Source organism: Paenibacillus sp. J22R56, from assembly GCF_056269375.1.
The window spans coordinates 1-13,353 of record NZ_JBWDNV010000010.1; the positions used below are offsets into that span (position 1 = coordinate 1).

Annotated in this window: 8 protein-coding genes; 2 read left to right on the top strand and 6 right to left on the bottom strand. The window is 47.3% G+C overall.

What is annotated here, in order from left to right; genetic code table 11:
- Both AC0YNT_RS22905 and AC0YNT_RS22910 read right to left on the bottom strand, forming a co-directional pair.
- Positions 1-4,720, bottom strand: a 4,720-nt coding sequence (locus AC0YNT_RS22905; protein ID WP_475806695.1) for a hypothetical protein, incomplete at its 3' end; no start/stop codon positions are given.
- A 131-nt stretch (positions 4,721-4,851) separates the two neighbouring features.
- Positions 4,852-6,144 carry a glycosyltransferase family 4 protein gene (locus AC0YNT_RS22910; protein ID WP_475806696.1) on the bottom strand — a complete coding sequence of 431 codons (1,293 nt, stop codon included), beginning with the start codon at positions 6,142-6,144 and terminating at the stop codon, positions 4,852-4,854.
- Positions 6,145-6,332: 188 nt separating this feature from the next.
- Here AC0YNT_RS22910 and asd point away from each other — a divergent pair, with 188 nt between their 5' ends.
- Positions 6,333-7,115, top strand: a complete 783-nt coding sequence (gene asd, locus AC0YNT_RS22915; RefSeq protein WP_475806697.1) for an archaetidylserine decarboxylase — start codon at positions 6,333-6,335, stop codon at positions 7,113-7,115.
- Positions 7,116-7,386: 271 nt separating this feature from the next.
- On the opposite strand, the gene AC0YNT_RS22920 is transcribed toward asd, so the two are convergent.
- Positions 7,387-8,172 (bottom strand): helix-turn-helix domain-containing protein, encoded by a 786-nt coding sequence (locus tag AC0YNT_RS22920; protein WP_167279552.1) that lies wholly within the window; start codon positions 8,170-8,172, stop codon positions 7,387-7,389.
- A gap of 256 nt (positions 8,173-8,428) precedes the next feature.
- On the opposite strand from AC0YNT_RS22920, the gene AC0YNT_RS22925 reads away from it, so the two are divergent.
- Entirely contained in the window at positions 8,429-9,724 is a 1,296-nt protein-coding gene (locus tag AC0YNT_RS22925; RefSeq protein WP_475806965.1) for an aminotransferase class I/II-fold pyridoxal phosphate-dependent enzyme, read from the top strand.
- A 263-nt stretch (positions 9,725-9,987) separates the two neighbouring features.
- On the opposite strand, the gene AC0YNT_RS22930 is transcribed toward AC0YNT_RS22925, so the two are convergent.
- The 3 genes from AC0YNT_RS22930 to AC0YNT_RS22940 all read right to left on the bottom strand — a co-directional run bounded on the left by AC0YNT_RS22930 (position 9,988) and on the right by AC0YNT_RS22940 (position 13,316).
- On the bottom strand, positions 9,988-11,232 hold the full coding sequence (locus tag AC0YNT_RS22930; protein ID WP_475806698.1) for an ABC transporter permease: 1,245 nt from the start codon (positions 11,230-11,232) through the stop codon (positions 9,988-9,990).
- The gene (locus tag AC0YNT_RS22935) at positions 11,229-11,975 is read right to left on the bottom strand and encodes an ABC transporter ATP-binding protein (RefSeq protein WP_475806699.1); all 747 of its coding nucleotides are present in this window, start codon (positions 11,973-11,975) and stop codon (positions 11,229-11,231) included. Before AC0YNT_RS22935 ends, AC0YNT_RS22930 begins: the two co-directional genes overlap by 4 nt.
- 132 nt (positions 11,976-12,107) lie before the next feature.
- Positions 12,108-13,316 (bottom strand): S-layer homology domain-containing protein, encoded by a 1,209-nt coding sequence (locus AC0YNT_RS22940; protein ID WP_475806700.1) that lies wholly within the window; start codon positions 13,314-13,316, stop codon positions 12,108-12,110.
- Between the last annotated feature and the right edge of the window lie 37 nt (positions 13,317-13,353).

The window sequence follows — 13,353 nt, forward strand, 5'->3', positions numbered from 1 at the left end:
TTTCCCCTGATAACTTATCACCTGTGATGCTCTCATTAGCCAGCTTCTCACTTGTCACACTATCGTTTGCCAGCTTGTTAGTTGTGATGCTGCTATCCGCAAGCTTATCAGTTGTGACGCTTTCGTCTGCCAATTTCTCAGTCGTGACACTTTCATCTACCAGCTTACGGCTCGTAATGCTATCGTCTGACAGCTTCTCCGCCGTTACGCTTTCGTCTGTCAGCCTGCTGTTTGTTACGCTGCCGATCGCGAGCTTCTCAGTCGTGACACTTTCCCCTGATAACTTATCACCTGTGATGCTCTCATTAGCCAGCTTCTCACTTGTCACACTATCGTTTGCCAGCTTGTTAGTTGTGATGCTGCTATCCGCAAGCTTATCAGCTGTGACGCTATCGTCCGCCAATTTCTCGGTTGTGACACTTTCGTCTACCAGCTTACGACTTGTGACGCTGTCGTCCGCAAGCTTATCAGTTGCGACACTTTCGTCGGCCAATTTTCTTCTCGTTATGCTCCCGATCGCAAGCTTATCACCTGTGACGCTCTCATCGGCCAGCTTTTCGGTCGTGACACTTTCGTCTACGAGCTTTCGGCTTGTGATGCTTTCGTCGGCAAGCTTCTCACTCGTCACACTTGCGTCGGCAAGCTTACGGCTTGTAATGCTTCCGTCTGCAAATTTCTCACTAGTGATACTTTCATCTGCAAGCTTACTGCTCGTGATGCTTCCGTCCGCAAGCTTCTCGCTTGTAAAGCTTTGATCCGCCAGCTTGCTGCTAGTTACGCTTCCGTCGGAAAGCTTCTCAGTCGTGACACTTTCGTTGGCCAGCTTACGGCTTATAATGCTCTCATCTGCAAGCTTCTCGCTCGTGACACTGTCATCAGCGAGCTTGCTGCTTATGATGCTTCCGCCTGCCAGCTTATCGGTTGTGACACTCTCACTCGCAAGCTTGCTGCTTGTAATGCTCTCCTCAGCCAGCTTCTCGCTTGTGACGCTCTCATCAGCCAGCTTGCTGCTCGAGATGCTTCCTTCTGCCAGCTTATCGGTTGTAACACTCTCACTTGCTAGCTTGCCACTTGTAATGCTCTCGTCCGCCAGCTTGCTAGTTATAATGCTCCCGTCTGAGAGCTTCTCACTCGTTACGCTATCGCCCGCCAGCTTGCTGCTAATGATACTGCTGTCTACAAGCTTGTCGGTCGTAACGCTATCGCTTGCCAGCTTCTCACTCGTAACACTCTCATCCACGAGCTTACGGCTCGTTATGCTGTCATCTGCCAGTTTTTCCGTGGTAACAGTTTCGTCGCCTAATTTACGGCTTGTTACACTGCCATCAGCAAGCTTTGAATGGTCAATAATCCCGCCCGTCAGCTGCTCGCTCGTGATGATCTTTGGCTTAAATTCGTTAAGAACATCCGCGCTCAAATGTTCGAATGAGACCGTACCTTTGCGAAGGTGATAGCTTTGGATAGAATCCGCCTTAATATGCTTGCTCGCAATGGTCTCGAGCCTCAGGTGATCGCCTGATACCGTATCTACAGCCAGCTTAGATGATGTAACGGCCCCATTTTGCAGCTTACTCTCATCTACACTTCCTGGCGTCAAGTGCTTATCTTGTATAGATTGAAGCTGGATATGACGAGAGTTGACCGATAGGGATGAAAGCTTCGATTCTAGAACAGCACCATTGGCTAGATGCTCCGTACCAACAATTTCTTTTTGTAAAGCTTCCGCATGTACCGCTCCACTTTGAATATGCGCCTCACCAACGCTATTTGGTGCCAGCTTCGCTTCTGTTACCGCTTCATCCGACAGGTGGATGGAACGGACGCTCTCTGCTCCGATATGAATACCCAGCACAGATTCATTAGCCAAGTGCCTGCTCAGCACCGTTTCATTACTGATATGGCTCGACTGAACTGCCTCTTTTGTCAGTTTTGATGCCGTTATCGAATAGTTGGAGAGAGCATCTGATCCCACCGCACCATTACGGATATGATTAGCATGAATAATACTATCCTGCAGATGCTCCGAGCTAATTGAGAGGGACTGAATATGATCTCCTTGAATCGATAAAGGACGGATGAGTTCAGAGTAGATCGATTCCTCTGCAAGTTTACTTGCCGTTACGCTGCCATCGGCCAGCTTGGAGGCTGTTACGCTCGAATCCGTTAACTTTTCGGTTGTGACGGAGTCCTTGGACAGCTTGCTTGAAGTCACTGCCTGATCGACAATATGATCCGTATTAATAATGTCGTACGACAGATTCATTTCCGTAATCGATTGATAGCCCATGTGCTCGGAATGAATGATCCCAGCTTGCAGATGCTCCGATGTAATGGTTGATGGACGGATTAATTCAGAATGAATAGAACCGGCCTCAATATGATTCGAGAGTACACTTCCATCGACCAGCTTCGACGATGTCACACTGGAATCCGCAAGCTTATCACTAGTAACGGATTGTGAAGCCAGCTTGCTTGTTGTCACCGACAGATCTGACAAATGTTCTGTCTTCACGCTGCTGCCTGACAAATGCTGCTCGGTAACCGCTTCGCCTGCGAGATGCTCAGACTGAACCGCACCATTTTTCAAATGCTGACTATCAATAGCAAACGACTGAACATGACCTCCATGAATGGAGGAAGCCTGAATAGCCTCGGCATTAACCGCGCTTGATGCAATATGCTGTTCATTCACACTGCTTTCAGCGAGCTTCGACGATGTTACACTAAACTCGGCAAGTTTATCGGTTGTGATCGATTCCGGAGCAATTTTTTGCGAACCGATGCCATAATCAGCCAGGTGATGCAGATGGACGGCATTAGGTGCTAAGTTGAATTCCGTAATCGCTCCAAATGCGATCTTCCCACTTGTAATGGACAAGTCCTGTAAGGCATCCGTACCAACCGCTTGATTCGCGAAGTGCTGCTTCTCAATGAGCTTTGGCTTCAAATGCTCCCCGGTTACAGCTTCAGGAGATATCGCTTCTTCCGTAATTGCACCTGGAGAAAAATGATAAGCACGGATCGTATCCGGCGCAATTTTTTGGAAGGTGATACTCTCATTCTTCAGATGGTTGGTTTCGATTGCACCGGCGGCAAGCTTTGAGCTTTTTATCGCGCCATCGGCAATTTTTTTATCGGTTACGGATTGGTCAGCGAGCTGAGAAGTCCCAACTGCAGAGTCGCTTAAATGCTCCGAATTAATCGCTTGAGGAGCGATTTTTTCACTTTTCACAGAGCCATCCTGCAATTGCTCCCTGCCGACCGAGCTTGATTGCAGATGTTGACGGGAAACGACTTGATGAGCAATATGGCGCTGTTCAATTTGTCCGATAGAAATATGGTCCGAAACAATACTGCTGCGGCCAATATGCCGAGTCTGAACCGCTTCGTTAGCCAGCTTGATCGAAATAATGCTTTGATCTCCAAGATGCTTGCTGCCGATCTGTCCAGCAACAATATGGTCGCCTGTTACAGCCTCCGGCTGAAGATGGGTAGAATTAACGGCTCCGGGTGCTATTCGCTCGGCGTTTACGGATTGAGGTTGAAGGGCCTCGGTGCCCACTGCCCCTTCCGCCAAATGCTCTTGTGCGATGGCGCCTGGAGCCAGGTGCTTCCCCAGAATAGCTCCAATCGAGACATGCTCAGCCAGCAGCAGTCCTTGCTTAAGATGAACAGACTCAATCGTATCCGAAGCTAGTTTACTTCCCGTAATAGCTCCATCCCGAAGCTTGGAATGAGTTACCGAAGCCTCACCAAGCTTTGAATTCGTAATTGCTTCGTTCGCAATTTTCTCCGTCAGAACAGCGCTGTTCTGAATTTTCTCCGAAGAGATGGACTGTTTGTCGAGCAGCTCTTCTGTAATTAGAAAAGATTGAAGATGCCTCGAGTTTATTGAGCCGTCAGCAATTTTGCTGGAGTCAATCGTCCTGTCAGCCAGCTTTTCAGATGTAATGCTCCCATCTTCCAGCTTGCTGCCGTTTATAGAAGAATCAACGATTTTGTCTCCAGTAATGGAACTGTCCGACAGATGATTGCCCGTTATGGCAGAAGGTGCAACTTTATTTCCCGTCACCGCACCAGGACCAAGATGAATGTTATTTACCGCATAATCGGCGATTGTAGATGATGTAACGCTGCCTGGACGCAGATTATCCGAGTCAACCGAATAGGCGGCGAGCTTGCCGCTCGAAACCGCGCCATCCACGATATCATCCGTATAAATGAACGGGAACGGTTTGTATAGATCCTGCTTTTCAACCAGTTTATCCAGCTTTTGATCATAGGTAGGCTCAGGCTGCAGCTGCAGCTCAGGTTCAGGTACAGGCTTGAGCTCGGGCTCTGGAACTGCATGATACGAAGTGATTTCCTCTATAAGCCGCTCAGTTTCCACGTCACTCACTTCAGCCGATGAGGAGGCATCGGCAATAAGGATCAATTCTTCCGTCAATGCAGGGATTTCGAGCGTCTCCGCTTGAAGCTCCAGTTCTACAGGAGCAATAGCGTTAATATTAACCGTTCTGTGTTCTGCCGGCATAGGCTGAGGCTGCGGTTGAGGCTGCGGTTGAGGCTGCGGAACAGTGCGATTAATAACAGGCTGCTGCACCGTATTTTTTTTGCGGTTTAATTCATCCAGCCACTTTAATTCCGAAGCATTGGGATTATCGACATAATAACTTGGTTTACGCCCTCTGGCGTTTTTTGAAGATTTGCCTTTAGTCATTGACCTCTCCTTCTTTCTTCCTCCTCAAAGTTATTTCACTATATGCTCTTACCCATGGGCTCGCTACACCGTTTTCCGATTAGACGAACAAAAGGACAGCAGGTAAACCTGCCGTCCTTGTTGCAGAAATCCTATTTATCTTTGGACAAATTAACGTTCTCGAAGCACATTTCATAGCTGATTACTTCATCGTTATCAGCCATATTCCCATGATTAGAGTCAGGAGTAATTGTCTCATCAATAAGCCCCTCATGATCATGGGACCTCATATCCACTTCATTTCTTTGAATCCTCAACCATCGTTTGGCCGTATGCTCCCATGTGAACAACTGCTCTACCCGTTCCCTGCTCCTCAGGCCCATTTGTCTGCGCAGGGAAGTGTTATGAAGCAATAACAGCAGTCTCTCGGTCAGCTCAGCCTTAATATTCTTTTGGTTAATAAGATATCCCGTCTCGCCGTCCTGGATAATCTCTTGCATACCACCTGCCCGTGTCGCGATAACCGGCAAGCCTGTCGCCATGGCCTCTACATTTACAAGCCCAAATGCTTCCCGTTTACCGGATGGCATAACAGCTAGATCGGCAGCCATAAACCAGCCTGGCACCTCGGAATAAGGCACATAAGGCACGAACCGGATATGCTTCTTGTACTGTTCACCCATCTTCATTAGCTTGCGTGAATACCGTGTTGAACGGTGAGAACCGTAAAAGGGGCTGCCTACAATAACAACCAGAAGATCGGGATGAACTTTAGCCAGCTTTGGCACGATGGCCAGCAGATGATGGACACCTTTAAGCGGAATCAATCTGCCGAGGAAAATGACAACCTTACGATGGACAAGTCCTTTTTGCTCGCGATGGAATTTACGGGCTGTTTCACCCTCTGACGAATAGCGGGATGGGAAACGTTTCGTCTCAACTCCCGGGTACACGACGCGGATTTTATGCCTTGCTTCAGGTACCTTGGTAACCAAGTGAGTTCTCAAAAATTCACTATTTACAATAATCCGATCTGCCATTAAAAAGCTCTTGCGAAGACTTGTTTCAGAAATATGTCTTGGACTGATGTAGGTAGAAGAATGTAGATTCAGCCAAATTTCCGCTTTGGGGTTCGCACGTTTCAGCTTCAACACGGAGCTGGGACGATTCTCGACTTGAATAATTTGCGGATTAAATTTCTTCAAGGCGTGTCCTACATCAACAAGATAGGCCGATTTGTTGCCAGCAGGAAATCTCTCGCATACGACATGATTCACCAGGCTTCTGCGGGGCAAATTACGCCCAATTTTCCCATATATACGAGGTTCAACACTAGGACGCAGCAAAGGAACGAATTTTTCTACAACCCGTTCAACGGAGCTGCTGTTCCCCGATGGAATTGGAAAGGCTCCAGGCGTGACGAATGCCACTTTTACAGGCGACATTTCGAAGGAATGCCTCCTTCGTTATCAATTTGCAGTTAGCATACGCTGACCATTAACGTCTTGCCACAAGGTTGAGCGGATGCCTACGGTAGAACGTCTGGTACTATTGATTTGTAAAGCCGGTTGTGTCACACTGTTCGGAGAACATCGAAAGGCAAGATGCAAGGAAAGGACGTGAAGGTGCGGGCATGATGGGATGGTTATTTCAAGCCATGACGGAACTTAGTTCGCGCAAATGGATTTCCAAATTAACCGGCCGCTTCGCACAATCGAAGGCTAGCCGAGGGTGGATTCCAAGATTCGCCAACATGTACAAGATTCAAGTAGACGAAGCGGAAAAGCCGCTGCATGAATACAGCACATTAAATGAATTTTTCACCAGGCGTCTGAAGCCAGGTTCCCGGGTTATACACGAAGAGACTACTGCTCTTGTAAGTCCAGTTGATGCTCTAATAACGGGCGCTGGTCCGATTAAATCCGGTACGATTGTGAATGTGAAGGGTCAGGACTATACGATCGAAGAGCTTCTTAATCGCTCGCCACGTGCGGGCCATTATCTTGACGGCTATTACATCGTTCTATATTTAAGTCCAACCGACTACCACCGAATACATACCCCCGTTGACGGACGTATTGTGGAGCGTGAGCATGTGCTCGGCAAAGTATATCCGGTCAATGACTTTGGTCTTCGGCGCATGCGCCGAGTACTTAGCCGCAATGAACGGCTCATTACATACATCAAGCACGCCGGAGGCGAAACGGCCGTTGTCAAAGTTGGTGCAATGAATGTCAGCAGTATCCGGTACTGCGAGCCCATTCATGACAACGTGAAGAAAGGCGAAGAACTCGCTTACTTCGAATTCGGTTCGACAGTTGTGTTGCTGACAGAAGATGATACCTTTGTACCAAGGCAGGATCTTGCTCTTGGATTGAAGGTTCGGATGGGTGAAAAGCTCGGGGAGCTGGTGTGAAGTTGATTAGTTTTAAGTGCAAATTGCGCATTTGAATGTTCTTTCGACCGCTGTTGTTTTGGGATTCCTTGAATTAGTCTATATAAGGGGGAATCCCAAAACAAAGGCGGGCGCTGCGCTCCTCAAGAATCATTCAAATTGCTCCATTAGCACTTAACCAATCAACTTATGTTTAATAGACAGTAGTGACGCCATTTCTGCTCGAATGGCTTACAGTAAATACAAAAAGCGCCGCAGGATTGAACTCCTGTGGCGCCTTTTTGTTATTTGGTTAACGAATTTCGGATGGGCTGCGTCCTGTATATTGTTTGAACTGTCTGCTGAAGAAGAAGATATCTCGGTAGCCAAGCGCATCCGCTACTTCGGTTACATTCATGCCTTCATGCATAAGCAGATGCTGAGCACGCTCAATCCTTGTCCGGATCATGTAGGATTGCACCGACATACCTATCATTTCTTTGAATTTTACGGAGAAGTACCGCGGAGACAGCTGCGCGCGCATCGCTAAATCCTCGACCCGATGAGCAACACTTGGATGCTGCTTCACGAAATTCGCCACCTCATGAATAGCTTCCGTCAACTGATTACTTGCTTTCTTCTCAATCGGCAGCTCTCGATCCTCCCGAAGCAGATGAATCATCAGCTGCTTCAACACAAGAAGCGCTTCTTCTTCGGCTGCGTATGTTTCTACGAGGAACAGCCTAACATAACGTGACAACAAATATTCAAAGTCAACGGTATCATTTAATTTGCGGTATCGCTCCGGCACAAGCTGTACCGGTTCGCGTACATCGAAATGGATATAAGTCAGTACAAGAGGCTTCTGGGGATTATGAGTAGCGCTCGTATAATCGCCGGGCCGGAATAAAAAACAACTCCCCTTCCCAACCGGATACGTCGTCCCGTTAACTTCCACTTCCCCTTCTCCGCTCCATACATAAAATAAATCATAGTTCGCCATCGGCTTTTCCCGCCGTTGCCATTTCCAGCCTGGTTCACAAACGATCTTGGCAATAGGCGGCAATTTAATGTACGAATCTGGAGATAAGTGCAGCATGGGTTTCCTCCTAAAAGGATATCTAAGAATCAACATTAGCATGTTGTTATAAGTCGTTTTTCAGTGAAAAATGGCGTTCTTGCGGACATCATACAACAGCCTCAATCTCCCGCGCAAGCATTCTGAGACACTCGTTTGCACAAAAGACAAAAAAATTTGCATTTTTGGATGGTTTGCTTTATTAAAAAAATGTTATAATAGCACCCGATAAGCGTTAAATGACGAATTGATTTCCCGGAAGGATGGAATGAAGTCCATGAACCCACTTGCTCAGCAGTTGAATGAGACGCTCGCTACTGAAAGTCCGAACGTCTATGACATGTTGTCCGCTTTAGGAAAAGCGATTTATTTCCCGAAAGAAGGCATACTCAGCCAATCCGCAGAAGCAAAGGCCAAGGCTAAGAAATTTAACGCCACAATCGGCATTGCAATAGAAAATGGCCAGCCAATGCACTTGAAGGTCATTCAAGACACGTTATCCTCTTACGATCCAAAAGATATATATGAATATGCACCTCCTGCTGGTAAGCCGGAGCTGCGCGCTGCATGGCGCACGAAGATGATTAAAGAAAACCCTTCTCTTGAAGGTAAAAATTTCAGCAACCCTGTCGCTACGAATGCATTGACGCATGGACTGAGTATTGTTGCTGACTTGTTCGCAGATGTAGGAGATGCTGTCATTATTCCGAACAAGAACTGGGAAAACTATGAATTAACATTTGGCATCCGCCGCGGCGCCCAAATCGTTGAATATCCGCTCTACAATGAAGATAACCGTTTCAATAGTGCTGGTCTGCGTGAAGCCTTGCTCAGACAGAAGGACAAAGGCAAAGCCATTGTTGTCCTCAATTTCCCGAATAACCCTACCGGTTATTCGCCAGATCCACAAGAAGGCGATGAGATTGTTGCTGCAATCCGTGATGCTGCAGAAGCTGGTGTTAATGTAGTTGCGGTAACCGACGATGCCTACTTCGGCCTGTTCTTTGAAGATTCGATGCATGAATCTCTGTTCGGCAAGCTTGCTGACCTGCATCCACGTGTCCTCGCTATCAAAGTTGACGGCGCAACTAAAGAAGAGTATGTATGGGGCTTCCGCGTAGGCTTCATTACTTTCGCCTCTACTTCTGATAAAGTACTGGCTGCTCTTGAGCAAAAAACGATGGGCATTATCCGTGCTACGATCTCGAGTGGTCCACATCCATCACAAACCTTCGTCCTGCGTGCGCTGCAATCACCAGAATTCGATGAGCAAAAAGCAGAAAAATATGATGTGATGAAGCAACGTGCCAATAAAGTAAAATCGCTGCTCGACAGCGGCCGTTACGGTGAAGTGTGGAGCTACTATCCATTCAACTCCGGATACTTCATGTGCCTCAAGCTCAATGGCGTATCGGCAGAAGCCGTTCGTACCCGTCTCCTCGACGAATACGGAATTGGTACTATTGCGCTTGGCGAAACCGATCTTCGTGTTGCTTTCTCTTGTATCGAAGAGCCTAACCTCGAAGAATTGTTCGACACCATCTACAAAGCAGTTACCGAACTAATCGGCTAATCGCTTCCTTCATAAAAAACAAAAGCGGTCGTGCAGGTTCATTCCTGCACGACCGTTTTGTTTTTTTATCACGGTTAAAATCAAATGAAGCATTTCGAATGATTCTGTAGAAGCAGAGTTTATGCTTACGAAGCAGCTTTCTTTCAGAAAGCTTTAGCGTGCGCTTTTGTGAAGGGATTCCAACCCTATTCCAATTGTTCTAGGGAATTCCTGAGCAATGGTGCTCGGAAGAACATTCGAATGCGTAGTTTGCTCTTTAACCGTTACTCTTCGTCGTCATCAACCAACTTACGCCGTAACCGCCCCGGTCGGATGAACAGAACCTGCACATACGCGATCACCAGCGCAACGACAGCCGGAACAACAAGGCCCTGGACCAGAAGCATAATGGCCGCTGGCAGCCAAGTGAGGAAGGCGACAACCGCCATCGCCCAGCGATCAACAAGCAGGAGGCTGCTTGTTCTCTCCGTCTCAGGCAGCGGATAAACATGGCGCCACACGGAGTAACGATGAGCATGTCGGAGGCCTGCAAGCTGTACGGCGATTAACTGCAGCAGTACGAGATACACCGCCGCAGCGCCCCATCCAGACAGCCAGACATCTTCAGCGAACCAATACAAAATTAATGCAAATAATACAACCAGCCGCAGCATGATGCCGCCAATCTCTGTCCGGACAAGCGATGCCGTGTACAAATATACATAGGTCAAACGATGCCGATTCGGAATAAACCGCAGGATCCACGCTAGATAAGCTCTGGAGGCTGAACGAGAAGGCATCGTAGGTACATCAATAAATAAGCCAAAGAACAAATAGTAGCTTCTTCTCGTTCGGGCTTCTTCTTCAATCAGCCTTTCCCATGGATACGAGTGCTTGTCCGGCAGCCGGTACAGCACTACGAACAAAGCAATGAGCAGCAGTAAAAACAACGCCGCCTGCCATGGCGGACATGTCAGCAATACAGCCAGCGTGAGAGTATTTGCTGCCCAGCGAAGGAACCGGAGCAGCCGTCTAACACCTGACCAGGCCAGCTTTCTTTCCTGCCATCCTCCCCATAGGTTTAACGCCCGGATAACAGCCGCAAACAGGAGCAAGACCCAGAAGCCCGCTTCACTATCTCCCTGCCGATAAATCGGCCAATAGAGCAGCAGAACAGCTGCAACCAGCAAGGAAGTTAGGATTGCCGAACGGCGGAAGGATCTCCGCATATAGCTGCCCATTTCTGCCTCCCGAGGCATATGAAAGACAAGATCGGGAGAAGTTAACCAAGTTCGGAGCGGACTCCAGCTTAAGACGGGAAACATCGCAAGGATCCCGACAAGTGTAATAGGAAAATGCTCCGGTAAATCTCGAATCAGATTTATGTAACCAAACGCCGAAGACAACACGATAAACGACATAAATAACGGGAAGCCGCTTTGCGCCATATAGCCGAAGTAAGGAGTTACTTCTTTGCGGAATTCACTCGACCTCTTCAGCCATAACTTCTCTAATAGTGCCCCGCTCATTGCTCAGTAACCAGCTTGTAAAAGGCATCCTCCAGCGCGCCGCCCCGCGCTTTAACACCTGCAGCCTGGCATACTTCATCCAGCGTGCCATATGCGGCAACTCGGCCTTGATGCATGATAATAAAACGATCACAATAGGCCTCCACCGTTGCTAAGATATGAGAGCTCATCAAGATCGCCGAGCCTCTTTTCTTAACCTCAACTAGCCTCTCCAACAAAGATCGGATACCAAGCGGGTCGAGTCCAAGAAACGGTTCATCAATCATATACAGCGGCGGCTCAGCCAGCAGTGCATTCATAATCATTACCTTCTGCTTCATCCCTTTAGATAAATGGGAAGCAAAAGCGGCACGTTTGGCCGTCATCTGAAATTCGTTTAGAAGTTGATCCTGACGCACACCGAATTGAGGTTCTGCTACATTATAGGCCATGCCTGTTAAGCGCAAATGTTCTTCTACCGTCAGTTCATCAAATAATACTGGCGTTTCAGGCACATAGGCAAAAGCAGACCGGTACCGCTCTGCATTCTCCTCCAGCGTCACGCCATCGACTTTCACAATTCCCTGATGCGGCTTCATTAAACCAAGGACATGCTTAATTGTTGTGCTTTTCCCTGCGCCATTTAATCCGATCAAACCAACCATTTCCCCTGCCCGGACCTCAAAATTCACATCATGAAGAACGGGTCTTCGCGGACTGTAACCGCCAGTCAAGCCTGTAACTTGCAGAATAGGTTCGCTCATGTTAACCATCACCTTCAATTACAATAGATAAATTGCTTTTTATCTATCAAGCATACCGAATTACAGCGTTAATATCAAAAAAAACAGGCATTCCTTTCCACAAGGGAAAAGAATGCCTGCTTATGTTTAAACTTATAAAATTGTAATACCTGCGATCACGCCATCTTTACCAACGATTTTAATCTGATGTCCGGCTACAAGATCATCACGGTCTCCGGTAATGATTGCGTTCTCTGCAACATTATAGATCGTTACCGTTGTTTTATTGTTTTCCTCTTGCACAATGGAGATGGTAGAAAGCTTGCCATTTGCATTGTAAGTAATGGTGCTGATTTTGCCTGTTTCTTCAAAAAGCTTTGATTCATCAACTACTTCTTTCGTTACTTCGATGAATACAATTTTATTCTGATAAGTGCGGACAAGAACCTCGTCGCCAGCTTTCAGTGCGCTGACAGCTACTTTCTTGTCATCTCTAAAAATAAATACATTCGGATCCAGACTCAGTGTCAAATCCGTACCGTTTGTTTGAGCGATCGTAATTTGACCGTTTGAGGCTGCTGCCTTCAGCTTACCTGTAATAGCTAGTCCATCATTATCCGGAATTTCGGAATCCGTACGGTCAAGCAGGGCTGCAAGCTCCGCTCTTGATACCGGTTGGTTCGGACGGAATGTTTTATCCGAGTAGCCTGTAATAATGCCTTTCTTGATAGCGAGTGCCACATAGCCAACAGATCCGGCAGGGATATTCTTCGCATCCTTAAAGTCCAGCTTCGTATTGCTGAGCGCTTTTGCTTCATCTTCCAATTTAAGCGCTTTAACGAGAATAGTTGCTGCCCACAGACGAGTTGCACTTTGCTGCGGTTTCACTTCAAAATCTGTTTCAGAGAACAGGTCATTTTCTACTGCGACAGCAACATAACCTACTGCCCAAGGATATTTCTTCTTAATTTGATCTGCGTCCTTGAAGTTCAGCTCCGTGTTCATTTCTGCTGTTGACTCGGCTTGTTCTCTGAGTCCCATCAGACGAACCGCAGCTACAATCGTTTCGATGCGGGAAATTTGCTGGTTCGGTTTAAACGTACCATCCTCATAACCAGTAAATACGCCTTTCGATGCCAGACGCATAATATATTCTGTCGCCCATTTCATATCTTCTTCATCGTTAAATTTCCATTTAACTTGAACTTCATGCTTTTCTTTGTTGTTATCACGGTCGTCGCCTTTTCCTCCGCCGTTACCGTTATGGCTGCCGTTTGCGAATGCTGACGATGCACCACCTGCAAGCATAAGCAATGCCATTGATGATATTGCTGTTTTTTTCCATACCGTTCGTTTCGTCATAAAAAAGCCACTCTCCCTTAAACAATTTACGGAATTT